The following is a 26,159-nucleotide window of genomic DNA, read 5'->3' as shown; positions in this document are numbered from 1 at the left end:
TTTATGGGCTATGAGGGTCTTGTTTACCGGATATTCAGTTGACGCAAACGCTCGATGTCCAGATGGTATTTGGCTTCCATCGTTTGTAGTTTCTGCTCATTGATGGCTAAGGGATGATTCAATCGTTTCGTTTCCCGGTATCCTTTATATACGGAGCGAATCATCTTACGTGGATTGAAAATGACGGATGAGGTGATCCAGCAGCCGTGCGTACACCAACAGTTGGCTTTATACCCATGTCCGATAGCGGCTATTTCCAGTTTCATCGCTTCGCTATTCATCACTTTACTTATATCGCAACCATACTCTTTTATATTTCCGAGCGGTTCCCGTAACTCGCAGGCACGAAAACGTCCGTCGTAGTCGATTACCAAGGTAGTCTCTCCGGCCGTACAATCCATCCCCCAAGGGGTCGGGTGATCTATGTTGCTGGCACGCACATTATATAAGGTACGTATAAGGCCGAGATAGAAGAAGCGTGTGATCGGTCTCCTTAAGCCGGTGGTATCCGCTACCATCCGATCCGCATAAGCTGAATAGATAGGGGATATGTCATCTTGTATTTTGCGTAGCGTTGACTCGGTTAGGATTTTCACGCCATCGTCACGGGTCATGCCTCTGGCGGCCTCAATCGTATGTGTGGAGGTACGGAAACGTCCGTATACCCAAGTCATGAAGTCTTCTACCTGGTCTATATTGTATTTCGTGATAACGGTTGCTATATTTTTCAGGACCTTGCCGTCGTCTCCGAAATTCTCCTGTATCTTACGCAGGGTTTCCAGTGCCTTATAGAAGTTTCCCTGTACGCCTCTCTGTGTATCGTGGGTCGTACCGAAACCATCCAAGGAAAGGCTTACGTTAATATTACAATCCGGGCAGTTCTGGCGGAACCGTTTTACCCATTCGACGATCCGGTCTGGTTTTAAGCCGTTCGTAGGGATGTTCACATCTTTGATATGGTTGTTTTTGTAGAATAACTCCAATATTTCCGGTAGATCCTCACGCAGGGTAGGCTCACCCCCGGATATCCATAATCGGTTGAATTGCCCAACGGTTTCTGATATTTTCTTGATTTCATCGAAAGTGAGGTCGGGTTGCTTCTTATCCATTTCTTGGGCATAGAAGCACATCGCGCATTTGGCGTTGCATCGGCCTGTTACGAAAAGGAAGATCGACTCGAGTTTTCTTTCCGTGCTCATTGCCCTGAAAGAACTGGTGGTTCGTTTTTTGTCCATTTTATTTTTGTTTTACCATTTGTCTTATCTGGCGCATGATTTTTTCCTTGTGTTTGATCAACACCCGGAGAAAATAACATAAGAAGCCAAATAAAATACTTATTAGCATATACTATATGATCTTTAAAGGCAAAGATCGACGATAAAATGACGCTAAACAATCTCTATTTGCAGTATTTTGTGGTCCATGTTTAAAAGGTAGGTCTATAAACAATTAAAGCCTGTCTCACGACAAGCCCTAACCAAACTTTGTTAACCTTAAATCTAATACTATTATGAAAAAACCACGATGCAAATATACGGACTTTTCAATTCCTGTCAAGATCTGTAGTGCTAAATTATGTTTTTCAACATATAACAAAAATAAAAAGGCGCCTTTCTTTTAGAGAAAGACGCCTTTTCCATGATATACTAATCAAATATTAGTCTTGTAGCTTAGCGCAAATGAACTCACGGTTCAAACGAGCGATGTTACTAACGGAGATGTTCTTCGGACACTCCATCTCGCAAGCGCGTGTGTTCGTACAGTTACCGAAGCCAAGTTCATCCATTTTAGCGACCATTGCTTTCGCACGGCGGGCAGCCTCTACCTTACCTTGAGGTAATAAAGCCAACTGGCTAACTTTAGCGGATACGAACAACATAGCTGAACCGTTCTTACAAGCGGCGGCACAAGCGCCACAACCGATACAAGCGGCAGCGTCCATGGCTAAGTCTGCGTCCTTCTTTGGGATAGGTATCGCATTAGCGTCGGGTACACCACCTGTGTTGACAGATGTGAAACCACCCGCTTGGATGATTTTGTCGTAAGCGTAGCGGTCTACCATCAAGTCGCGGATAACAGGGAAACCTGCGGAACGCCACGGTTCGATCGTGATCGTCTCTCCATCGTGGAAACGACGCATATATAACTGGCAAGTCGTAGCTCCAGTTGCCGGTCCGTGCGGGTGTCCGTTTACATACAATGAACACATGCCACAGATACCCTCGCGGCAGTCGTGATCGAATACGATCGGTTCCTTACCCTCGTTGACCAACTGCTCGTTCAAGATATCCAACATTTCCAAGAAAGAGACACTCTGATTGATCTTCTCAATTTTGTATGTCTCGAACTGTCCTTTCTCCTTCGGACCTCTCTGACGCCAAACCTTAAGTGTTACACTTATATCTTTATCCATGATTCTAATTTTTTCTGAGATTGATGATTATTACTTCTTGTAGTTACGTGTTTGAGGAACAACGAACTCATAGTTCAAATCCTCTTTCAACATGACAGGATCTTTGTCCTCGCCTTGGTACTCCCAGCAAGATACGTACATGAACTTATCGTCATGACGCAAGGCCTCACCTTCTTCTGTCTGGTGCTCCGTACGGAAGTGACCACCACAAGACTCAGCGCGGTCCAAAGCATCGTGTGCCATCAATGTACCGATCTCGATAAAGTCGGCTACACGTAATGCTTTCTCTAACTCGGTATTCAAGTTGTCTGCGTTGCCTGGGATGAATACGTTGCTCCAGAACTCTTTCTTCAAGTCTTTCAGCATCTGGATAGCTTCTTGCAAACCTTTTGCGTCGCGTGCCATACCGATATGTTCCCACATGATATGACCTAGTTTGCGGTGGATAGTGTCTACGGTTTCTTTACCCTTGACGTTCATCAATTTTTGGATACGATCCTTGATGGCCTTTTCTGCCTCGACGAACTCCGGCAGATCCGTGCTGAAGCGAGGAACTTGGATTTGGTCGGACAAATAGTTCTGGATCGTGTATGGTAATACGAAATAACCATCGGCCAATCCCTGCATCAAAGCGGAAGCACCTAAACGGTTCGCTCCGTGATCGGAGAAGTTTGCCTCACCGATAGCGAACAGACCCGGAATGGAGGTCATCAACTCATAGTCAACCCACAATCCACCCATTGAGTAGTGCAATGCCGGGTAGATCATCATCGGAGTCTCGTATGGATTATCGTTCGTGATCTCTTCGTACATATCGAACAAGTTACCGTATTTCTGCTTAACGACCTCTTTACCCAAGCGATTGATCGCGTCGGAGAAATCCAAGAATACGGCCAAGCCCGTGCTGTTCACGCCGAAACCTGCGTCGCAACGCTCTTTAGCGGCACGAGAAGCCACGTCGCGAGGAACCAAGTTTCCGAATGCCGGATAACGACGCTCCAAATAATAATCACGGTCTGCCTCGGGAATATCTTTACCTTTCTTCGTTCCGGCCTGTAGAGCTTTAGCGTCTTCCAGTTTCTTCGGAACCCAGATACGGCCGTCGTTACGCAAGGATTCGGACATCAAAGTCAATTTAGATTGGAAGTCTCCTTTCACCGGTACGCAAGTCGGGTGGATCTGAACCATACAAGGATTAGCGAAGTAAGCGCCTTTCTTGTAGCATTGCCATGCGGCGGAACCGTTAGATGCCATAGCGTTGGTTGACAAGAAGAACGTATTAACGTAACCACCCGTAGCTACAACTACAGCGTGAGCGGCGTAACGCTCGATCTTACCTGTAATCAAGTTGCGGGCGATGATACCACGAGCACGACCGTCTACCTTAACTACATCCAACATCTCATGACGAGTGTACATCTTAACCTTACCCAAACCGATCTGACGGCTCAACGCTGAATAAGCGCCTAACAAAAGCTGCTGACCCGTCTGGCCACGGGCGTAGAACGTACGTGATACCTGAGCGCCACCGAATGAACGGTTATCCAACAAACCACCATATTCGCGAGCGAAAGGAACGCCTTGAGCCACGCACTGGTCGATGATTGAGTTAGAAACCTCAGCCAAACGATAAACGTTAGCCTCACGAGCACGGTAGTCACCACCTTTGATCGTATCGTAGAACAAACGGTAAACAGAGTCACCATCATTCTGGTAGTTCTTAGCGGCGTTGATACCACCTTGAGCGGCGATAGAGTGCGCACGGCGGGGAGAATCTTGGATACAGAAGTTCAATACGTTGAATCCCATCTCTGCCAAAGATGCGGCAGCGGAAGCTCCGGCCAAACCTGTACCGACTACGATAACATCCAAACGACGCTTGTTAGCGGGGTTCACCAATTTCTGGTGATTTTTATAATTAGTCCACTTCTCAGCCAACGGGCCTTGAGGTATTTTAGAATTTATTTCAGACATAATGATTTAATTTCAAAAGTTCTTAATTATAAAACCTGTAGCTTGCAATTAAGCACCTACTCCGTTTAGGAAGAAGATGATAGTAATGATCGCGAAAAGTCCGCAAATAACCGTAGCTACGATCTTAGAGATACATTCCCAACGGTTCATCCAGATCGTATTATTCCAACCAATTGTTTGGATAGCGCTCCAGAACCCGTGAGTCAAGTGGAACCACAAAGCCACGTACCAGATCAAATAAAGAACAGTGATCACGGCATTACCTTGGAAGTAATAGTTGATAAAAGCGGCTCCGTCTTGTGGAGATACCATAGCTGACCCCAATGCAACTTCGTGATGACCGATCAATTCGGCGAACATCATCTTATACCAGAACTGGCTGAAGTGCAACAGCATGAACAGGATAACGATCAAACCCAAAACGAACATGTTCTGAGATGCCCATTCCACGCCTTTCGGACGAGCGTTGATAGCGTAACGGTCGTTACCACGTGCCTTACGGTTTTGCAAGGTAAGAATGATAGCGTACACGAAGTGGATCACAACGCCTGCGGCCAATACGAGAGTAGCTGCCACAGCGTACCAATTAGAGCCCAACAGCGAACAAACCATGTTATAAGCCTCTCCGGAGAAAACGGCCGTCACGTTCATCGACAGGTGGAACAATAAGAACAGAACAAGAAAGAGGCCTGATATACTCATTATCAGCTTCTTCCCGATAGAAGAATTAAGTAACCACATAAGATAATAATTTAAGTTATTTAATTGTATTTAGAAATTTCTACTTAAACTATGTAATTATCACGCAAAGGTATGCTAAATCCATATATTGCGCAAACGATTAAAGAAATATTTCTGCATTAATGGGAGAGGTCAGGGCATGTGTCCCGACACATGGAATAATGCGGAAGGAAAAGGCTTTCCTTATGAATAATTTATATACATTTGCCTATATGCGTAAGGATTTGAATGGGCCACGGCATTTTTCCATAGGGATCAAGTTTACGATCTTATTATTTACGATCGTGATCTTGGTTCTTGTGCTTTTTTCATATAGGAGTGACAAGCATGGCAACCTGTTCTGGCAGGTAGAGAAATTGATTCCGCATCATCCGGACAGTGCTTTGGTGTTATTAGAGAAAGTGAGGGATATCAATGGATTATCGCTTCGAGAGAAAGCCCGTTATTGTCTGTTATGGACCGAATCACGGGATGAGGCGGGATTGAGGCATACATCGGATTCCATAATCTCTATCGCTACGGATTATTATAGGACGACACGAGGCTGTTACTGGCCACCCAAAGCTTGGTTTTACCGGGGGAAGGTCTATGAGGATATGGATCAACCGTCCCTAGCTTTGGAATGCTATTTACGTGCGTTGGAATATGAGGGAGGGAATTGGGATTACGAATTTTGGGGACGGTTATATAACCAGATAGGGAGGCTGTACGCCGAGCAGGAATTATATGGCAAGGCTATGTCTTTTTTGAGAAAAGCGAGTGCCCAATATCAGCTCTTGAATGATACGGCCGGACAAGGCCGGATACTGGAGGAAGTCAAGAAATACGAGGCGTTACGGGATTCTATCGGATCGCTGTCAGCGAGAGAATCGATTTATCAGATCACTTCCCGGTATGATGTAAGGCCGGTTCGTGAGGACTTATATAGGAAAGAATTGATGCTATCGCAAAGGGGACAGGAGCGTTATCTGTACGCATTTATTATCGGCATAATCCTATTTATTTGCTTCCTCCTTTATCGGCGATGGAGAAATACGCAGGAAAACGCTCTTCGAAGGGAAGAAGCCTTGCGACGCTCGATTGCTAGCCAGCAACAACGTATGCGAGAAGAAAAAGAAGGGAATGAACGGCAAATCGCCCTTTTGGAAAAGAGAATTACGAAAATAAAGGAAGAAAAGGATCAAGAGTTGATGTTGGTTTCCTTACAATTGGAAAAACAACGGCTGGAGATTTGTAACGAGTCGATTCATAATAAGGAGAGTAAGCATTTATTATCTGTCGCGATCTTGCGGAAATCGGAGGTCTATGAGAAGTTTCACGATCGGGATGCCGGCAAGATTATCTCTGAGGATTGGGAGCTTTTGGAGGTTTTGTTGAATAAGGCTTATGATGACTTTACCTTACGGCTGAAAAAACTATATCCTGCTATTTCCGATACGGAGTTGAAGGTCTGTATGCTTACGAAGATCGGCGTTCCCGCCAACCAGATCACACGGGTATTGAAATATAATAGTTCGGTACTTCGTCCTCGTCTATTCCGGAAGATTTTTAAGAAAGAAGGTTCTACGGAGACATTTGTGGAGTTTATCTCAAGTTTTTGATTATTATGTATTTATAGCTGTTTTGGCAGGTTTGTTCTCATTTTTGTTCTCATTTATCATGTGATTTGTGAGATATGCGGGATATTTTTGGAGGCAAAAAAGCATGGTTATGAAAAGTGTAAAGTTAGCCTCTATCTTGTTTTATTTAAATAGTGTTTTTGTCGTTTCTTGTTTCGCGTCATGCGGTTCTTCGCCAACGGAAGCGTCCTCTCTTTTAACCGCAGATATAAGAGGGGGGATGGATAAACCGGGGCTATTGGGATTAGGCGATGAGATCAAGGGGGTTACTTTTGTCCCTTTAGAGGTGACCACGGATGATGCCTCGTTGATAGACGGAGTTTATGATTATGCCGTGACAGATCGATATATCTATGTGCTTCCCGTAAAAGAGCCCCGTATCGTCCTGTTCGATCGGCAAGGGCGTTTTATCCGGACGTTGGTAAAAGAAGGGCAGGGGCCGGGTGAATTTAGAGGTATTCTGCCATGTATCCAAGTGGACGAACGTAATGATCGCCTTTTTTTATTTAGTAATAATCGAGTTTGGGAATATACGTTGGAAGGTGAATTTATCGGACAATCCACCCATGAGTATTCGGTAATCTATATGCGTCATATCGGAAAGGATCGTTTCGCCGCCATATCATTCCCTTTTCAGCCTTTCAACGGAGGAGGATTCGGATTAGGCCTATTTTCGAGGAAAGGGGATACGATAGCGATCAAGAATGATTTTTATTCCTTTTTATTACCCCATGAGAAGAGCGGGTTCACGACAAGTATCGCCCCCGCTTATTCTGATGCGCAAAACTCTGTGTTGTTTAAGACCGGTAGTAATGATACGGTCTTCTGTATCTCGGCGGATCGAATAAGTGCGGCTTGTGTCCTTGATCTGAAAAACTCGGATGCGGAAGTGATTCGTTCGTTGGATGTTACGGACATGAGTAATTTGCGAATTGAAAAAAAGGACCCCAAGGATATCTTTGTGCAAGATATGATTGAGTTTCCGGGACATTATTATTTCCGTTTATTGTATAACCAAGGCTATTATATAGCCTCTGTAGATAAAAAGACGGGAAAGACACTTGTGGAAAAATGTGTGATGCCGGGTTCTATCTATGAACTGGCGGATGCGAACCTTCAACATGGCATGCAGGGTACGAGAAGTTATCGGAATTTCCCGGTCTGGGGGAGGGTCATAAAAGATGAGCTGGTACAAGTAGTGACCCCGTATGAGCTAAACTTATATAAATCGCTTCGCTCGATCACGATTCCGCAGGAGTTGGACTTAAAAGGAGAGGAGGGCAATCCGGTTTTTGTGTTTTATTCGCTTATCTGACTTCGATATGTATCGCTCGGTTGTACTTCTTGTAATAATCTAGCGATAGAAGCTATAGTATTCATGGTTACTATCTATAGAAAATCTGATTTACTATTGATAGTAATCTGATTTATTATAGATAGTAATTGGATCGGTAATAGGCGTGTATGTATAACTGCTTAGATATCAGCCATATACTAATATTTACGTGCAAAGTGGGCATATTGTGTATTTTAACTGTTCGGTAAATAATCGTGTTCTTTTATCTTTTCTATGCCTTTGATGGCTATTAGTGTTAATTAATGTATTGTTTATATTTATATTACGAGCATTTCGTATGTTTGCGAAACCAACGTAATATCCGGATATGCTTAGAGGTTGGTAAGTATGTGTAATAACGGTATAAATAACATTAAAACGGATTGAAAATGAAAAAGGCGATTATGAACACAATGATCATCCTGTTCGCTTTGGCGATGTGCGTAGGATGCGGACAGTCTTCGGAACAAAAAGAAGAAAGTGTTCCGACAGATGTAACAAAGGCAGAAAAACAAGAGCAAGTACAGGTGGAAGCGGAGGACGAAGATACGCTGGAAAATGGAGAGCAGGTATTTAGGGTAGTAGAGGTGATGCCGAAGTTTCCCGGCGGTGATGCGGAGCTTTTGAAATTTATAGCCAAGAATGTAAAGTATCCACAAGAGAGCCAAGACAAAGGAGAGCAAGGGCGTGTGATTTGTTCGTTTGTGGTAACGAAGGATGGAACGCTTACGAATTACAAGGTCCTTAGAGGAATCTCCCCGGCATTAGACCAAGAGGCGGTTCGAGTTTTGCAAATGATGCCTCGTTGGACACCGGGCACGCAAAGAGGCGAGCCGGTAGCCGTGAAATATACGGTGCCGATCACGTTTAAGTTGCAATAATTCACGATTGCAGGTCTTGTGATTCTTATTTAATGTTAATTAACGTGCCTTCCGCATGCCGTTTACGACTATTTCGTAGCTTTGTGGATATACATTAAATAAAAGGATAAGATTTATGGAGAAGCTAACGATGCAGGAAGAAGAGGCGATGCGCTGGATTTGGCGGATCGGTCCTTGTTTTGTGAAAGATGTGCTGGCCAAATACGAGGACTCGAAACCTCCTTATACGACGCTCGCTTCCGTGATCAAGAATCTGGAGCGAAAGAAGTACGTGAAGGCGAAACGTTATGGAAATACGTATGAATACCGTCCTTTGATAGAGGAAACGGAATATAAACGTACGTTCCTTGGGGGCGTGGTAACGAATTATTTCGCTAACTCGTATAAAGAAATGGTTTCTTTCTTTGCGAAAGATCAGAAAATCTCTACGGATGATTTAAAGGATATCATCGATTTGATTGAGAAAGGAAAAGAATAACCTAAATCCCACATACCATGACACCGGAATTTGCCTACTTATTGAAGGTAAATGTAGCCTTTGTACTCTTTTACGCCTTCTACCGGTTGTTCTTCTATAAGGACACGTTCTTCAAGCTACGTCGTGCGATCTTGCTGGCGTTCTTTGGCTTGGCTCTGTTTTATCCTTTGCTGAACATCCAAGATTGGGTAAGGCAACAAGAGCCTATAGCGGACGTGATTTATATGTATTCCGCTATGTTGCCTGAGGCGACGGCGAAAGCGGATGCCGCGGCGTCCGTGGATTGGTATGGATGGTTGTTGGGATCTTTGGGGTTTATTTATTGGGGGATCGTAGCGTTCTTATGCGGACGTTTTCTCGTGCAATTAAGCAGTATCTTATGGTTGGCTCATACCAGTGAGCGTGTTGTTATTCATGAAACTCCGGTTTATGCGTTGCGGAAGGCCGCCGGGCCATTCTCCTTTTTCCGTATGGTCTTCTTGCATCCGGAGAGTCATTCGGATAAGGAAACGGATGAGATATTGACACATGAATGTACGCACGTATCCCAATGGCACTCGATTGACGTGATCTTGAGCGAGATGATGTGTATGGCTTGCTGGTTTAATCCTTTTGTATGGTTATTGAAGCGTGAGGTTAGGCATAATCTGGAGTATCTGGCGGATAACACGGTGATCCAGTCTGGTTACGATAGTAAGAGCTATCAATACCATTTATTGGGATTGGCTCATCATCAGTCCGTTACTACTTTGTATAATAGTTTCAATGTGCTGCATCTGAAGAACCGGATTATGATGATGAACAAGAAGCGGAGCCCGGGTATCGTACGTACGAAATATCTGATATTTATTCCATTGGTAGGGATCTTGATGCTGTTAAGTAATATCGAGGCGGTAGCCCGTTTGACTGTCCGTCTGGCGAATGAGGCTACGGTCTCGAACGCTGTGGTGACGGCTACGGGCATTCTGGTTGATGAGACTGGGCAGCCTTTGATCGGGGCATCAGTTGTGGTGAAGGGCGGTAAAGAGGGGACTATCACGGATAGGAAAGGGGCTTTCTCTTTGGAGGTCCCTGCGAATGCGATTTTGCGATGCAGCTATCAAGGAAGGGAGTCCCAAGAGGTCTTGGCTGCTGATATGACAAATAATACCCATTTGTCCTTATCTTCCAAATCCCGTGAGATGAACGAGCAAGTATTTACCGTGGTAGAGAAGATGCCTAGTTTTCCGGGTGGGGATGCGGAGTTGTTGAAATACATAGCCACGAATATAAAGTATCCGAAAGAGAGCCAGGATAACGGGGAGCAAGGGCGTGTAATCTGCTCGTTTATCGTCGGGCGTGATGGTTCTGTCAATAATCCGGAGGTGCTTCGGGGAGTGACTCCTTTATTGAATGAGGAGGCCGTAAGGGTAATAAACACTATGCCTCGCTGGAATCCGGGAATGCAACGTGGAAAGGCGGTCGCCGTGAAATATACGGTCCCGATTACGTTCCGTTTGAAAAGTCCGGTAGAAGAAATGAAGGAAGAGACTTTGACGGTAGTGGACGTGATGCCGCAATATCCCGGAGGGGATCGTGAATTATTAAAGTTTATCGCTCAAAGCATAAAGTATCCGACGGATGCGCAGGAAGCGGGAGTGCAAGGTCGTGTGATCTGTTCGTTTGTGGTAGATAAGAAAGGAAATATCGTGGAACCTAAAATCATACGGGGAATAGATCCCTCCTTGGATGCGGAAGCTTTGCGAGTCATCGGAATGATGCCCCGGTGGACTCCCGGTCGTCAGGACGGAAAGGCGGTCCGCGTCTTATATACGGTGCCTATTACTTTCCGGTTACAGTGAAATAAGAATAGAGGCTATGTTGGTCGCTTAATCAGTAATCTTAAAAATATACAGATATGAATGCGAAATGTAATTTAGTTACAGTTCTGTTACTTTGTTGCCTTATTTTTCCCGGAAATGCTCAAGAGTTTAATTGGCAAGACTTGGTGAACCGTAAGCAATATGCGGCTGTGATCGCTCATGCTGATAGCCTTACACTAGCTGATTCTTCGAATTATGAGATTATGAACGCTATCGGGCAGGCTTATGAGGGTATGCTTCGGTATCAGAAGGCTTATGACTATTACCGTCTTTGCTTTTCTATGGATACGACGAACTTGGATATCTTAAACATCTTGGCTCGGACGGCGACGAACTTAGGCCGTGCGGAGGATGCCGAGCGATATTTTCATCAGGTATTATCCGCCGATAGCTCGAACTTCTACGCTAATTATCAGTTGGCACGTCTGTATTTCCAATTGGGGGAGTATGAGAAAGCAGTTGATGCCTATGAGAAATTGCAAGCTCAGAATGAGGATAATACTGTCTTATACCGTGCGATTGGCGATTGCTATACTCGAATGGAACAATATCCTTCTGCTACGACCGCTTATTTTCAGGCGTATAACTTGAATCGTGAGAATGCGGGGTTGGCGGTTGCGTTAGTGAATTCATTGTATCGGATGGGGGCTAGTAGCCCGGATTATATATCGGAAGGAATAGCGATTTGCGATACCGCCTTGTTTTATAATCCCGGGAATCGTCAATTATTGCGTAGTAAAGGATTGGGGCTATATATCGTGAAACAATTTGTTCAGGCGGATTCTGTCTATTCCAGTTTGTTGGCTGATGGTGATTCCACCTACCTTACCTTGAAATATGGGGGAGCCTCGAAGTATTATGCCGGTCTGTATATGCCCTCGGTAGATATCTTGGATATGGCATATGAGCAGGATACGACCTCTGTCGAGGTATGCCTCTTATTGGGTTCCGCCTTGGGTAAGACGTATGACCGGAAGCGGGCTTACGACTTATTTGACCGGGCGGAAAAGGGATTGGAACCCAATCGTTTCTTGGTAAATCAATTATTGGCCTTCCGTGCGGAGACTTACCAAAAAGACGGGAGATACAAGGAAGCGTCCCGTCTCTACTATGAGGCATGGAAGAAGAATCCGGAACGACTGGATTTCCTAGCGGCGATCTCGCATATGTATAGTGAGATTGACGTGTCTAAATTCCAGAGTGAAGAGGATCGTCAGCGAGGTCTTTTTATCTTGGTACTTTATATGAATGAGAGCTTAAAGAAAAAAGCGGACGAGAGGACGATGGTGTTTAGCCGGGCGCTTCTGCAATCCTTCTATGAGGATATGTTTTTCCGTAATGTGGCGGAGGAGACTATGATAGACCCGGATGGGAAAAAGAGCAAGATATCTATCGTGGATTTGCGTAACCTGATCAATCAATTGCCGGAGGAATCGGAGATGGTCATGGAGATTTGTGCCATGAGCGCCAGAAGCTCGGGTAAGATAGAGGAGGCGGCTCGTCTGCTTTATCGGGCGTGGGAGGTGAAGGGTACTCGTGTAGAATTGCTTCGTGAGATTGCGAACCTATATAGCCATCCGGATATCTCCGGATTCAAGAATGCGGAGGAGCTACAGAGAGGTGTATTCGCTCAAGTGACTTACGCGAAGGAACTGTTGAAAAACGAGTCGGATCTGAGTAACTTGACTTTTACCCGGCCTTTCTTGGAGTCATTAAATTCGGATATGTCCAAACGGGGTATCACGGAGCAAACCATGCTGGCTCCAGATAACCGGAAAAGCCAGCTTTCTATAAATGAACTCCAATCTCTGATCCAACAACTGCCGGAGACATCCGATGAGGTAAAAGAGATGATACGGATGATGAACAAAGAGAAAGCGCTAAAGAGCAAGAAATGACATCGAACGAAAGACTTTAAACATCATAAAAAATGAGAAAATTAACTACGAACGCAGTGGCTATGCTACTCGCTTTAGTCGGATGTATGGGATGTGGCAATCGGTCCGCTTCCTCTGTCGATAACCTTATAAGGGTTGATGTCATGGCCGATTATCCGGAAAAGGAACTGATACTTCAAGATCTTGTGGACGTGGAATACATCGCGTTGGAAACCACGGATGATTTTATAACTAAAGGTGCCGTGAAAGCGATCGGAAAGGATATCATGCTGGTGACGAATCGGGGCAGTGATGGGGATATTCTTGTTTTCGATAGAAACGGAAAGGGACTAAGGAAGATAAACCGTTTAGGGCAAAGCGGTGAGGAATACACGCAGCTTACAGGGCTTGTCTTGGATGAGGGTAACGATGAGATATTCGTCAAGGATAATCCAGCGAGAAAAATAGGTGTCTATGACTTATTAGGAAACTATAAAAGGAGTTTTAAGTTCACGGATACCAGTTATTATAATTATATATTTAATTATGATCGTGATCATTTGATTTGCTATAAGAGTTATCCATCGGAAAAAGGCAAGCGGGAGTGTCATTTGATTATTTCCAAACAAGATGGCCGTATCATTCATGAGATCCAAATTCCCTCTAAGGGGACTGAGACTCCGGTTGTAACAGAAGGGGAGTTTATCATTACGCCGGAATTTTATCTTACGTTTCCGGATCGGGATAAATGGATACTTGTCAATACATCGTCTGATACCATATTCCATTACTTGCCGGATGGTAATCTGAGTCCTTTTATCGTAAGAAGCCCTTCCATATCCTCCATGGATACTAAAGTATTTCTTTTTCCAACCGTCATCACCGATCGCTACTGTTTCATGAGAACCATGAGAAAAGAGGTTGACTTTACGACGTTTAAAGGTTTCCTTGGTGAAGATCTGGTGTATGATAAACAAGAAAATGCCTTATTCAGCTATATTCTATACAATGATGATTTCATCAATAAGGAAGAAGTCTCTCTAACATCAGAGCCAAGAAACCCCGAAATAGCTATCTGCCAAACTCTAGATGCCCCGGACTTAGTTGAGGCTTACGAGAAAGGCCAGCTAAAAGGAAAGTTGAAGGAGATCGCCGCAAACTTGGATGAAGAGTCGAATCCTGTGGTCATGCTGCTGAAAAAGAAAAAGTAATATATTGCTCCGGCTGCTACCTTGCTGGAAAAAAGTAAGTTGATGGCTATATTATTTTTTGATAAACACGTACATACCTGATTCATAATACGTAAATCGATTTTAGAGAGAAATGCCTATTAATTCTAGGGAGACTGTATCAAATACTATCTATTGCCCACTTATGTTCCGGAAATAAAATGTTCCTCTCCTGTTGAAATAGTTCTCCGATAACCTATACATTCCATAGCGAATAAGTATTTATTCTTAAATCAGCGCCGTGAACTGTATAAACCACGCCGTGGAATGTGCAGACCACGCCTTGGTTTATACAGTTCACGGCATGGTTTATAGAATAGATGAGATAGCGATAAACTTTATATATAGGTAAACATACGTTTTATTCTAGATGAATCCGTTTGCGTTTTCGAGTAAACCAGCTACATTTGCCGGAAAGAATATCTAGATGAGGAAGTTCCTTTTATTGTGGTTGGTTGGGTTGATGTTGGTGCCTTCTGTGATGGCTGAGCGGAAAAAGGTTGGCTTGGTGCTGGGAGGCGGTGGGGCGAAAGGTGTCGCTCATATCGGGGTGTTGAAGGTATTGGAGGAGGCCGGTATCCCGATTGATTATATTGCCGGAACCAGTATGGGAGCTATCGTTGGTGGCTTGTATTCCGTTGGCTATACTGCCGCTGAGATCGATAGCATGGTACGTTGGCAGGATTGGAGCATGTTGCTAAGTGACCGTGTGAAACGTAGTAACCTTACTTTTCCGGAGAAAGAGAATTCCGAGCGATATGTCTTTTCCCTTCCTTTTGGCCGGAGTAAAAAAGAGATAACGATCCAAGGGATGATAAAAGGTCAAAATCTCCAGAACCTTTTCTCTGATTTAACGATCGGTTATCATGATTCCGTGGACTTCAATCAATTGAATATACCTTTCGCTTGTGTGGCGTTGAATGTGGTGGACGGGCAAGAATATGTTTTCCATCATGGAAGTCTTCCGTTGGCTATGCGTGCCAGTATGGCGATTCCTGCCGTGTTTGCGCCGGTACGTTTGGATAGCATGGTGTTGGTAGATGGTGGGATCAAGAATAACTATCCGGCGGATGTCGCACGGGATATGGGGGCGGATATCATTATTGGCGTAGATCTGGGTACTAGCGACTTGAAACAGTTGGAGCGGATAAATACCCCTTGGGATATCGTAGGGCAGATCATCGCCTTGCATGGTTATGAGAAATACGGACCGAATAAGGAACAGACCGATCTGTTGTTCCGCCCGAATACAGACCCTTATAATTCCGCTAGTTTTGGGGAGACGGCCCTGGATACCTTGATTGACCGGGGTGAGCAAGTCGCCCGCAAGCAATGGGATGAGATTCTTGCCTTAAAGAAGAAGATTGTTTTATCCGATAGTTCGGATATGCACCGAAAGAGATTAGTACATTCCTATCCGGTAGCCCCTACCGATACGTTTCATATCCGGCGTGTCTTGTTTGAAGGTATAGATCCTCGTGATGAGAAATGGTTGACGCAAATCAGCGGCTTGAAAGAGAATAGCTTGCTTACCGTGAAGAAATTGCAGGAAGCCATGTCTATCGTGATCGGTACAAATCTTTACTCGAATGTGAGCTATAAATTGGTCGGTGAGAGGCAGGAGGATTTGGTGCTTACGGTACAGGAAAAATCAAATAGTGCGATTAATGTGGGCTTGAATTTTAATAGTGAGGATATCGTCGCCCTGTTGCTGAATGCTACTTTTGACAATCGGGCTCGTTACCATTCGAAGTTCTCCGTAACGGGAAGGATCGGGAAACGTATGTATGGGCGAGTGGACTATGCGATAGAGCGTAATTCCTTGCGTAACATCAATCTGTCTTACATGTTCACGTACCATGATCTCGACGTCTATAACCGGGGGGATAAAATCGTAAATACGACGTATCGCCACCATTTCGTGGAACTTGGATATTCGGACATGAACTGGCTGAATTTCAAGTTGAAGCTAGGAGCCCGTTATGAGTATTTTGATTATAACTCATTCCTTTATACGGCGGAAAACCAAAAGTATCAAGTAAAACCGGAAGGCTTTATCAGTTACTTCGCTCAGGCCCATCTGGAAACCTTGGACCGCCGTTACTTCCCGAGTAAAGGCGTTTCTCTGCAAGCGGATTATTCCATTTATACGGATAACTTCGTGACTTATAAGGGACATACCTTCTTCTCCGCTTTGAAACTCAGTTTCCTTTCAGTATTGCCGCTGACTTCCCATTTGAGTCTGTTGCCGTCTATCGATGGTCGCGTGTTGATCGGGAAAGATCCGGCTTATCCCTTTTTGAATGTGGTGGGAGGCGATATGCCGGAAAGGTACCTTCCCCAGCAGTTACCGTTCGCGGGGATCAATCGGATGGAGATATTCGATAATTCCGTGGCGATCGTCCGTTTGAACTTACGTCAGCGTATCGGGCAGCGGCACTATATCTCATTGATAGCCAACTATGCGATCCATGAGGATAATTTCTTCGACCTGCTCAAGGGAGAAAGTGTATGGGGAGGCAGCATCGGTTATGCCTATAATAGTATGTTCGGTCCGATGAATACGAACTTCGGATTGTCGAACCGGAATAATAACCTGCAATTTTATCTGAATCTGGGTTACAGTTTCTAATATTTCTTACATTTGTAAGGATTAAAAATAGAAAGTTATGAATGAACAGATCATAGAGTTCTTGACAGAGTTGAGGAGCCATAACAATCGGGAATGGTTCCAAGACAATAAAAGTCGTTACGATGCGCTACGTAAGGTTTTTATTGATGAGGTACAGGATTTAATCGGTCGTATCTCCTTATTCGATCCCGAGGTAGCCGGGTTGGAGGCGAAAGATTGTTTGTTCCGGATATACAGGGATATCCGTTTCTCTCCAGATAAGACTCCTTATAAATGTCATTTCGCCGCTTACATCTCCCAAGGTGGTCGTGCCAGCGAACGGGGTGGTTATTATATCCATCTGGAGCCGGGAGGTTGCTTGCTTTCCGGTGGTGTATGGTGCCCGCCACCTGCGCTATTAAAGAAACTTCGTCAGGATATATACGATCATATCGAGGAATTTACGGCTATTATCGAGGAACCTACATTTAAGAAAACATTCCCGGTGTTAGAGGGGGAGATGCTGAAACGCATGCCTGCCGGCTATCCAATGGATTCCCCTTATGGTTATATCATGAAGCATAAGGATTTCAGCGTGGTGTCTTATAAGCCGGATAATTTCTTTTACGCTACGGATTGGATGGATAAGGCGGTGGATGACTTTAAATTGTTATTACCATTCAATCGTTTCTTAAACTATACGGTAGATGAATATCTAGGGAGAGTTTAAATCTCCCTAGCCTAAGGAAGTAGGGCTGTTAGTTTCTCCAGCTGCGTCTTTAACTCTTCTTGGGTCGCCTTATCGGTTTCTGTCCGGTAGGCCGCCTGTAAGTTGGGTAAGAAAGGTAAGTAATGGGTATCCGCTATATACCGGGCTGCCCGGATACGGACGGCGGGTGAAGCGTCATAAAGCAATCCTTGTACCCATCGTTTGGCATCCCATGAATGATGTGCTTCCAGCCAATCCAAGGCGGCAACCTTTTGCTCGCTTTCTCCGCTTAAAAGGATTTGAAAGGCTTTTTCTTCCTGCTTTAAATCATCGGTAGCCATTAATGATTCATGATTGAACAGGTCTGGACGTACGGCGGAGGATTGATAAGGGATAAAAGGCTTATTCAAGGTCCAACGTACCATCCGGGGGATCATCCACATCATGCCGGGAGTACCTTCGGGGTGGGCGATGGAACTAAAAACACGCCCTTTCCCGTAGTTATTGGCTACGAAGAATGGCTTACCGTTTGTCATATTAGCCGGGGCGTTTCCTTCCTCATGCACATCGCTTTCCATGATGGCAAGCGTGTTGCTTTGGATCGTATCAGCCGGATTGTTTATAAATACCGGTCCCTCATAGTAAATGACGAAACTCGTATCGCGGTTGGCTAATTCGGGGAATATCTTCTTACCCTCCTCACATAAGGTGAATTTCGCTAATCCATGCCCTCGGTTGTCATGCTCGATGTCGATCGCTTGCTGTCCATTTAGCTGTATACAGGTGTAATCGGGAGTATTCGAGAATAGATAGGCTCCGGCACAGATCCCGACAGCCCCTTTACCTTTAGCGATGAAGTCCTTGATACGTTGTTGATTTAAGGTCCCTAGGTTTAAGTACTGACTTTTGCCACTTCCTCCCGGGATAATAATAGCGTCGATCGAATCGAGCACATTATTAGCTATATCTGCTGTAGTAATGGTACATACCTCCATTTCCGGGTCCAGCCGGATAGCGGCGACAGTTTCCCAAATACAGGTCTGTGCTCCTCCATGCCCATCGAATACACCCACCTTTATCGGCTGAGTACTAATCTCTTTTTTCGTGCTCTTGTTTTCCGGCACTGAGCACTGAACGCATAAAGCCAGATAGGCAAGAAATAAGATGGCGGTCGTTTTCATTTTACGGAGGATTTTAGGTTGTTATTGTTCTCGGGTATAAATCCACTTATCAACCGTATTCTTACTTTTATACCATTGTACATGTTTGCTATCTCCACTTACCCATTTCAATAGATCCGGATAGGCATCACCAATAAAAGCATGTTCCACAGGGTATTTGAAATCATCCGGTATCATTAAGGCCCATATGCAATTATCATTTGAGTAATAACGGTATCTGACCCCTTTGGGGGTATAGCTATAATTACGTTGGTGGATTTCCGTGCGTAAGACCTCTCCTTCCCGCTTTAATACGGTCGTGAAAAGATCGATGTCATCAATGGTCAAATCTTTTAAGGCACCGGCTGCGAACGAAAAGGTGATCAAACGTTCTTGCTTTCCCCTATATGGAAGGTCATTATCTGTATTAATCATTTCATGAAAAGAGAATAATCCATGTATATCATCCGATAGGGCATAAACCGGAGTCTCGGTTTCCGATTCTGGAGTCGTGGTCCAGCCATTTAACTCGGCTTTTTGGATGTCTTTGGACTTTATGCAGGGGAGATGGATGAAAGCTCCGGCCCGCTTAGTTCCACCTAATGCACGGAAAGTCAGTTTTATATTGGCGAATTGTACATAATCGTCTTTCATGGAAGTTTTCATCTGGACTTTTATCACGGCATCATTAAAATCATAATCTCCATAATTAGGGAAAGAGTCTTCTATTATAAATGTATAGGTGGAAGACACGCTTCGGGTCGGGGTACGGCTAACCGGAGTAGCGGTTGTTTCCTGCGATACGGCTAACGAATCGAAAGCACAGACATTATCATTACCCGGTGTTAAGGTGACAGGAGCGGTAACTTGATATCCGGTAGGGGTCGTCAATTGTATGTAAACTTGATCCGACTCTCCCTTTGGATAGATAATTTTCTTATCGAAAAGCGTTTTCTTTGAGCAAACCCCGGTAGCGAGAAGATTCGCATCTTGATCTTCCGGACTTTTATCAAATACTTCTACCAGATAATTATAGGTGCCATCATAGGGGTCGAAAGATTGTACGGTAAGGTGGGATATTTGTATCATCGACCAATCGAAATTAGAGGAAATTGTTACCTTTGAGAATGGATTAGTACCTTCTCCCGGAATTTTATCGGAAGGATCATATACATCCTTTGTACATCCTGAGAATAGGATAAAAAGAAAGGATGTGATAAATAGTTTCATTATTTGTCGCATGTCAAGAAATCAATTTGCATTCTGCCTTTGCAAAGGTAAGAATATATTTATTAATCAATAGATTTTTAATTTATTAAAAAAGCGGTGTCTAAAGTTTTCTTTTGAAAGTTACATCCGGCTGGTGGTAAATAATAGATATTTAAAAATCGGGGGAACTTACGATTTGGTTTACAATATGTCAGTAAACATGGGGGAATCGAAGGGAATGAAGGTCTTGAATGTGTTAAATATTGTGATATTGCTAACGATTTGTCACTTTGCTTTTGGTGATTGTCGGGAAACTTCCTTACTTCGCGGTACAAAATGATAGTAACCTTATAAATTAAAATAGTATGAAGACATCAGTTTGGGGTAAAAGTATTCTTGCGCTAGTTTTTACTTTCATGTGTAGTTTAGCGATAAGCGCAGCGTCTCCTAAAGATTATCTATATGATACAAAAGAGGAGAATGGTAAGATTATCTCTAAAGTGGTATTCTTACAGGAAAACGGACTGTTGAACAAACAGGTAAGATATGAGTTCCAGTACAACGAGAACGGCAAGGTTTCCGAGAAGAAAGCGTTTCGTTGGGATCGGACAAACGACGAATGGGTTCCATTCTATCAGATCACTTATCAATATGATGATCGAAGTGGAGAGATAAAGACAAATTACGGTATGTGGGATAAGAAGAAGAAAAACTTTAGCTTAAATGTCCAGAACATGATTATCCCGAGTACTAATTACGAAGAAATTTTCTCATAATACATACTTTAAATTAAGACTTTCATAGACAAATAAGGGAAAGGGGCGATTTGGTATCGCCCCTTTTCTTGTTTTTATCAGATGATTTTCTCCAAATCTTTCAAATTGTTAGCTACTTCCTCATCCGTTACCTCATAGTTTGTTAGATCACCGGATAGATATTGGTCGTAAGCGGCCATATCGATCAAGCCGTGGCCCGATAAGTTGAACAAGATCGTACGAGGTTTACCTTCGATCTTGGCTTGCTCTGCCTCATGGATAGCCGCGGCGATAGCGTGGGATGATTCCGGGGCCGGTATGATTCCTTCCGCTTGCGCGAATAAAGTAGCGGCCTTGAAGGTATCCAATTGCTTGATATCCACGGCGCTCATCAATTCGTCTTTCATCAACTGGCTGACGATGGAGCCGGCGCCATGATAACGCAAACCTCCCGCATGGATATTCGCTGGAGAGAAATTATGTCCCAACGTAAACATCGGGATTAGCGGGGTATAGCCAGCCTCATCTCCGAAGTCATATTGGAATTGCCCTCTTGTAAGTTTCGGGCAAGATGCCGGTTCCGCTGCTATAACCCGGATATCCTTACCTTCCGTTAGTTTATGGCGCAGGAATGGGAATGTGATACCGGAGAAGTTGGAACCACCCCCGAAACAACCGATAACGACATCAGGGTACTCGCCAGCCATTTCCATTTGTTTCTCAGCTTCCAGTCCGATAACGGTCTGATGCAGCATAACGTGGTTTAATACGCTACCTAATGTATATTTACAGTTCGGTGTCTGCATGGCCAACTCTACCGCCTCGGAGATAGCGGTACCTAGGCTACCTTGATAATTAGGATGGTCTGTCAAGATCTTGCGTCCGGCTTTCGTACTCATACTTGGGGAGGCAACAACTTGTGCTCCGAAAGTCTGCATGATCGAACGACGGTAGGGCTTCTGGTGGTAACTAACCTTTACCATATAAACGGCAAGTTCCAAGCCGAAAGCTTTTGCCGCGTAAGAAAGAGCGGCACCCCATTGTCCAGCGCCTGTCTCGGTCGTGATATTTGTCGTACCCTCTTGTTTACAATAATAAGCCTGAGCCAAGGCCGAATTCAACTTATGTGAACCGATCGGGCTTACACTCTCGTTCTTGAAATAGATATGGGCGGGCGTATCCAGCGCTTTTTCCAATCCAGTGGCACGAACCAACGGAGTCGGTCGCCATACCTTATAAAGCTCGCGTACTTCATCGGGGATCTCGATCCATGTGTCTGTCGTGTTCATTTCTTGATGAGAGACGCCTTTCGAGAATAGAGGATATAAATCTTCCTCCTTTAAGGGCTGTTTAGTTTGTGGATTTAAGATCGGCAGCGGTTTGTTCTTCATATCCGCTACGATATTATACCATGCCGTAGGTATATCTTTTTCTTCTAGCAAAAACTTTTTAGTACTCATTTTCTTTATCTGGTGTTTACAATATTAATCTAATTTGACCTTTAAGGCTTACAACTTGGAAGCAAAGGAACAAATAATATTTCGTTTCTTCAAATTGAATCCATAAAAATATATACATTCGCGGCTTATAAGGTAAGAAAAATAACAAACTGAATTATAATGAGACGGATTACCCTGTTGCTCGTGGGGATGCTAGCCTTATTTTCTACGACAGCGCAAAGAAAAAACTTCACTTACAAATTCTACGGCTTCGTCCGTGGAGATCTTTTCTACAATTCCCGGGCTAATATGGCTCCGATCGATGGGAACTTTTATCTCTATCCTTTGGATAAGAGTTTTGATGCGGATGGCAAGGATTTGAACGCCACGCCGAATGGCAGTTTCTATACGTTCACTTCCCGCTTGGGCTTGGACGTGACGGGTCCCGATATCGGCAAGGCTCGTTCCTCCGCTAAGATAGAGACGGACTTTGGCGGTTTTTCCAGTAGTAATACGATGTTACGTATCCGGCAGGCATACGTAAACTTGGATTGGGGAAAATCGGCGGTATTAGTAGGGATCACGTGGCATCCCTTGTTTGGCGCCGTGATGCCGGATGTCTTGAATCTTTCCACCGGAGCGCCGTTCCAGCCTTTCAACCGTAGCCCTCAGATCCGTTACCAGTATAAGGCGAATAGCCGGGTACAATTGACGGCTTCCGTGTTGTGGCAATTACAATACCTTTCCAGCGGACCGAAAGGCATGAGCGAGGATTATATCAAGAATAGTTGCATTCCGGAGATGTTCGTGGGGGCGGATTTTACCCCTGCGGATGGTTGGTTGATGGGGCTCGGCGCTCATATGATCTCCTTGAAACCCCGTACTTCCACAGAATGGAAGGAGCAAACTTTTAAGGTGAACGAGCGAATGACCGCATTCTCTTACGAGGCACATTTGAAGTATAGCGGAAGAAACTATACCTTTGCGGCGAAAACCTTGATGGCCTCAGCCTTGGATCATACCGCTTTATTGGGCGGTTACGGGGTGAGCTCGGTGGACTCCCGTACGGGCGAGCAGGGATATACGCCTTTTCGCCATTCTACGACATGGGTGAATTTCGCCTACGGAACGAAATGGAGACCGGGAGTTTTCGTCGGATATACGAAGAATTTGGGAACCGGGAAGTCCTTGGTCTCAGCGGATAAGGTGTATGGTATGGGATTGGATATCGATCAATTAATAACCGTCAGCTTAAACGTATCGTATAATTTACCGCATTGGAAGTTCGGTTTCGAGTATTGTCCGGCGACAGCTTATTATGGCACGACCGACTTAGAGAGCGGACGTATCGAGCAAACACATGCGATAACGAATCATCGTATATTAGGTTTGATGATGTATTATTTTTAAAGATAGATTGACCGGAATGGAAATGAAACGCAACTTGCTTCTTTTGATCGGCCTATGTATGGCGGTATGCGTACAGGCGCAAAAGAAAAACTTCTCTTACAAATTTTACGGACAGGTACGTGGAGACTTGTTCTATAATTCCCGTGCGAACGCCGAGATCGTGGATGGTTTGTTCCACCTATATCCGAAGGACGTGGCGTTGGATGCGGATGGCAAGGACTTGAACGCTAGTCCGAACGGTAGTTTTTACCTGCTTTACTCCCGTTTGGGAATCGATGTACAAGGACCGAAGGTTGGTTCGGCCAAGACTTCCTTGAAACTGGAGGCCGATTTCCGGGGTTCGGGTAGCAATTGGGCGGTGCTCCGTATCCGTCATGCCTATGTGAATCTGGATTGGGGCAAGTCCGCTGTCTTGATCGGACAGACATGGCATCCGCTATTTGGCGAGGTCTTTCCACAGATGTTGAATCTTTCTACCGGCGCTCCGTTCCAGCCCTTTAACCGCAGCCCGCAAATTCGTTATCGTTATACGGACAATGGGTGGCAATTGACCGGGTCGGTTCTATGGCAGTTGCAATATCTATCGGCCGGACCGAATGGAAAGAGTGAGGAATATATCAAGAATAGTTGCGTACCGGAAGTCTATCTCGGGGTGGATTATAAGAAACCCGGTTGGCAGGTAGGAGCCGGTATGGAAATCTTGTCGTTAGTGCCGAGAACGCAGAACGAGGTGGATGGCAAGATTTATAAAGTCAGCGAGCGGGTTACTTCCGTATCCGGCGAGGCGCACGTGAAATATCAAGACGCGAATTGGTTGGTGATGGCGAAAACATTGCTGGCTTCTAACTTGACGCAAACTTGTATGTTGGGTGGTTACGGCGTCACCTCTATCGACCCACGTACCGGCGAACAGGAATATTCACCGTATCTTTTCTCTACTTCTTGGTTGAATATCGTGTACGGAAAGAAATGGAAACCGGGTTTGTTCTTAGGCTATTTGAAGAACTTGGGAGCGAATGAGGCACTGGTAGGCAAAACCTATGGCGTAGGTCTGGACGTAGATCAGGTATTTACGACCAACCTGCAACTTTCGTATAATCTTCCGCACTGGAAATTAGGTGTTGAATATAGCCCTTCCATCGCATGGTATGGTAATGTGGATTTGCAGGATGGCGGACGGATTCATGACACACATTCGATAACCAACCATCGGGTATTGGGCGTATTGATTTATACGTTTTGAGAAGGCATGGAGGAATTACGCTAAGCATAAAAAAGCGGGATAAGAGTATTCTCTTGATCCCGCTTCCACGTATATAGAATTTACAAAGTTGTCTGTTACTTGATATTACCCACCTTTAGCAAGTATTCGGCGATCTGCACGGCGTTCAAAGCGGCGCCTTTCTTGATCTGGTCGCTCACGGTCCAGAATGTCAAACCATTCGGGTTGCTGATATCCTTACGGATACGGCCTACGTAAACCGGATCGTGATCCGCTACGAACAACGGCATCGGATAATCCTTGTTTGCCGGTTCATCCTGCAATACCACACCCTCAGCCTCGGCGAAAGCCTTGCGAGCCTCTTCCACGCTGATCGGACGCTCTGTCTCTACCCAAGTAGATTCGCTATGCGCGCGCATAACCGGTACGCGAACACAAGTAGCGCTCACCTCGATATCCGAGTGCATGATCTTACGGGTCTCGTTATACATCTTCATCTCCTCTTTCGTATAGCCATTTTCCGTGAATACGTCTACGTGAGGGATTACGTTATATGCCAATTGATAAGCGAATTTCTCCACTGTAGGCTCCTCGCCCTTTAATAATTGCTCATATTGTTTTACCAACTCAGCCATAGCGGTAGCGCCTGCTCCACTGGCAGCTTGATAAGTAGATACGTGAACACGCTTGATATGAGATAAGTTCTCGATCGCCTTCAACGCTACAACCATCTGGATCGTGGTACAATTCGGGTTAGCGATCACTCCACGAGGACGATTCAAGGCATCCTCCGGGTTTACTTCCGGTACGACCAATGGAACATCCTCGTCCATACGGAACGCGCTGGAGTTATCGATCATCACCGTACCATGTTTCGTGATCGTCTTCTCAAATTCCTTGGAAGTACCACCTCCGGCTGAAACAAAAGCAACATCGATTCCCTTAAAGTCGTCGTTATGCTTCAGTTCCTTAACGGTATACTGTTTACCACGGAAGGTATAAACACGTCCGGCACTACGAGATGAGCCAAAAAGTACCAGCTCATCCATCGGGAAGTTTCTCTGGTCGAGTACACGCAGGAACTCCTGTCCTACGGCTCCACTTACACCAACAATTGCTACTTTCATTTTGAGCACTGATTTAATTTGAATAATGTAAAATAGTTATAACTTTGCTGTCTGTAAAGGGCTTTCATATTTTTGCCTTTTGCGCCCTATTATTTACAGTTGTAACT

Annotated in this window: 20 protein-coding genes; 12 read left to right on the top strand and 8 right to left on the bottom strand. The window is 44.7% G+C overall.

Annotation, left to right across the window (positions count from 1 at the left end):
* Nucleotides 1-23 precede the first annotated feature (23 nt).
* The 4 genes from DWX84_RS08525 to DWX84_RS08510 all read right to left on the bottom strand — a co-directional run bounded on the left by DWX84_RS08525 (nucleotide 24) and on the right by DWX84_RS08510 (nucleotide 5,128).
* The gene (locus DWX84_RS08525; RefSeq protein ID WP_121961183.1) at nucleotides 24-1,235 is read right to left on the bottom strand and encodes a radical SAM protein; all 1,212 of its coding nucleotides are present in this window, start codon (nucleotides 1,233-1,235) and stop codon (nucleotides 24-26) included.
* A 422-nt stretch (nucleotides 1,236-1,657) separates the two neighbouring features.
* Nucleotides 1,658-2,413 (bottom strand): succinate dehydrogenase/fumarate reductase iron-sulfur subunit, encoded by a 756-nt coding sequence (locus DWX84_RS08520; RefSeq protein WP_005859980.1) that lies wholly within the window; start codon nucleotides 2,411-2,413, stop codon nucleotides 1,658-1,660.
* 30 nt (nucleotides 2,414-2,443) lie between these two features.
* Nucleotides 2,444-4,387, bottom strand: coding sequence for a fumarate reductase/succinate dehydrogenase flavoprotein subunit (locus DWX84_RS08515; protein WP_005859978.1), 1,944 nt, complete (start codon nucleotides 4,385-4,387; stop codon nucleotides 2,444-2,446).
* A 48-nt stretch (nucleotides 4,388-4,435) separates the two neighbouring features.
* Nucleotides 4,436-5,128 carry a succinate dehydrogenase cytochrome b subunit gene (locus DWX84_RS08510; RefSeq protein ID WP_009016611.1) on the bottom strand — a complete coding sequence of 231 codons (693 nt, stop codon included), beginning with the start codon at nucleotides 5,126-5,128 and terminating at the stop codon, nucleotides 4,436-4,438.
* A 185-nt stretch (nucleotides 5,129-5,313) separates the two neighbouring features.
* Between DWX84_RS08510 and DWX84_RS08505 the strand changes: the two genes are divergently transcribed.
* The 9 genes from DWX84_RS08505 to DWX84_RS08465 all read left to right on the top strand — a co-directional run bounded on the left by DWX84_RS08505 (nucleotide 5,314) and on the right by DWX84_RS08465 (nucleotide 17,751).
* Entirely contained in the window at nucleotides 5,314-6,729 is a 1,416-nt protein-coding gene (locus tag DWX84_RS08505; RefSeq protein WP_172986705.1) for a tetratricopeptide repeat protein, read from the top strand.
* Nucleotides 6,730-6,838: 109 nt separating this feature from the next.
* Nucleotides 6,839-8,062 carry a 6-bladed beta-propeller gene (locus tag DWX84_RS08500; RefSeq protein WP_122297324.1) on the top strand — a complete coding sequence of 408 codons (1,224 nt, stop codon included), beginning with the start codon at nucleotides 6,839-6,841 and terminating at the stop codon, nucleotides 8,060-8,062.
* A gap of 410 nt (nucleotides 8,063-8,472) precedes the next feature.
* Nucleotides 8,473-8,964 (top strand): energy transducer TonB, encoded by a 492-nt coding sequence (locus tag DWX84_RS08495; protein WP_005863391.1) that lies wholly within the window; start codon nucleotides 8,473-8,475, stop codon nucleotides 8,962-8,964.
* A 115-nt stretch (nucleotides 8,965-9,079) separates the two neighbouring features.
* Nucleotides 9,080-9,442, top strand: a complete 363-nt coding sequence (locus DWX84_RS08490; protein ID WP_122297306.1) for a BlaI/MecI/CopY family transcriptional regulator — start codon at nucleotides 9,080-9,082, stop codon at nucleotides 9,440-9,442.
* 17 nt (nucleotides 9,443-9,459) lie between these two features.
* A complete protein-coding gene (locus tag DWX84_RS08485) occupies nucleotides 9,460-11,283 on the top strand; it encodes a TonB family protein (RefSeq protein WP_005863389.1) in 1,824 nt (607 codons plus the stop codon).
* 56 nt (nucleotides 11,284-11,339) lie between these two features.
* Complete coding sequence (locus DWX84_RS08480; RefSeq protein ID WP_122297307.1) at nucleotides 11,340-13,202, top strand: tetratricopeptide repeat protein; 1,863 nt, start codon at nucleotides 11,340-11,342, stop codon at nucleotides 13,200-13,202.
* Nucleotides 13,203-13,234: 32 nt separating this feature from the next.
* Nucleotides 13,235-14,392 (top strand): 6-bladed beta-propeller, encoded by a 1,158-nt coding sequence (locus DWX84_RS08475; protein ID WP_122297308.1) that lies wholly within the window; start codon nucleotides 13,235-13,237, stop codon nucleotides 14,390-14,392.
* Nucleotides 14,393-14,837: 445 nt separating this feature from the next.
* Nucleotides 14,838-17,042 (top strand): patatin-like phospholipase family protein, encoded by a 2,205-nt coding sequence (locus DWX84_RS08470; protein WP_122297309.1) that lies wholly within the window; start codon nucleotides 14,838-14,840, stop codon nucleotides 17,040-17,042.
* A 37-nt stretch (nucleotides 17,043-17,079) separates the two neighbouring features.
* Nucleotides 17,080-17,751 (top strand): DUF2461 domain-containing protein, encoded by a 672-nt coding sequence (locus DWX84_RS08465; RefSeq protein WP_057326102.1) that lies wholly within the window; start codon nucleotides 17,080-17,082, stop codon nucleotides 17,749-17,751.
* 11 nt (nucleotides 17,752-17,762) lie between these two features.
* Here the strand turns inward: DWX84_RS08465 and DWX84_RS08460 are convergent, their stop codons facing one another.
* Together DWX84_RS08460 and DWX84_RS08455 are read right to left on the bottom strand one after the other, a co-directional pair.
* Nucleotides 17,763-18,911, bottom strand: coding sequence for a BPL-N domain-containing protein (locus DWX84_RS08460; protein WP_122297310.1), 1,149 nt, complete (start codon nucleotides 18,909-18,911; stop codon nucleotides 17,763-17,765).
* Nucleotides 18,912-18,932: 21 nt separating this feature from the next.
* A complete protein-coding gene (locus DWX84_RS08455) occupies nucleotides 18,933-20,120 on the bottom strand; it encodes an LruC domain-containing protein (protein WP_227154240.1) in 1,188 nt (395 codons plus the stop codon).
* 344 nt (nucleotides 20,121-20,464) lie between these two features.
* On the opposite strand from DWX84_RS08455, the gene DWX84_RS08450 reads away from it, so the two are divergent.
* A complete protein-coding gene (locus tag DWX84_RS08450; RefSeq protein ID WP_005863376.1) occupies nucleotides 20,465-20,875 on the top strand; it encodes a DUF3836 domain-containing protein in 411 nt (136 codons plus the stop codon).
* 77 nt (nucleotides 20,876-20,952) lie between these two features.
* Here the strand turns inward: DWX84_RS08450 and DWX84_RS08445 are convergent, their stop codons facing one another.
* Nucleotides 20,953-22,314, bottom strand: coding sequence for a TrpB-like pyridoxal phosphate-dependent enzyme (locus DWX84_RS08445; protein ID WP_005859947.1), 1,362 nt, complete (start codon nucleotides 22,312-22,314; stop codon nucleotides 20,953-20,955).
* 159 nt (nucleotides 22,315-22,473) lie between these two features.
* On the opposite strand from DWX84_RS08445, the gene DWX84_RS08440 reads away from it, so the two are divergent.
* Entirely contained in the window at nucleotides 22,474-23,703 is a 1,230-nt protein-coding gene (locus DWX84_RS08440) for a DcaP family trimeric outer membrane transporter (RefSeq protein WP_057326104.1), read from the top strand.
* Between the two features lie 22 nt (nucleotides 23,704-23,725).
* Nucleotides 23,726-24,946 (top strand): DcaP family trimeric outer membrane transporter, encoded by a 1,221-nt coding sequence (locus DWX84_RS08435; RefSeq protein ID WP_034530824.1) that lies wholly within the window; start codon nucleotides 23,726-23,728, stop codon nucleotides 24,944-24,946.
* A gap of 95 nt (nucleotides 24,947-25,041) precedes the next feature.
* Here the strand turns inward: DWX84_RS08435 and DWX84_RS08430 are convergent, their stop codons facing one another.
* Nucleotides 25,042-26,052: an aspartate-semialdehyde dehydrogenase gene (locus DWX84_RS08430; RefSeq protein WP_005859941.1), complete on the bottom strand. Its 1,011-nt coding sequence runs from the start codon at nucleotides 26,050-26,052 to the stop codon at nucleotides 25,042-25,044.
* Between the last annotated feature and the right edge of the window lie 107 nt (nucleotides 26,053-26,159).

Source organism: Parabacteroides sp. AF21-43 (genome assembly GCF_003635435.1).
In the GTDB taxonomy this organism is placed as follows: domain Bacteria; phylum Bacteroidota; class Bacteroidia; order Bacteroidales; family Tannerellaceae; genus Parabacteroides; species Parabacteroides distasonis.
The sequence above is the reverse complement of the archived record's forward strand: the minus strand, read 5'-3'. Positions and strand labels throughout refer to the sequence as shown.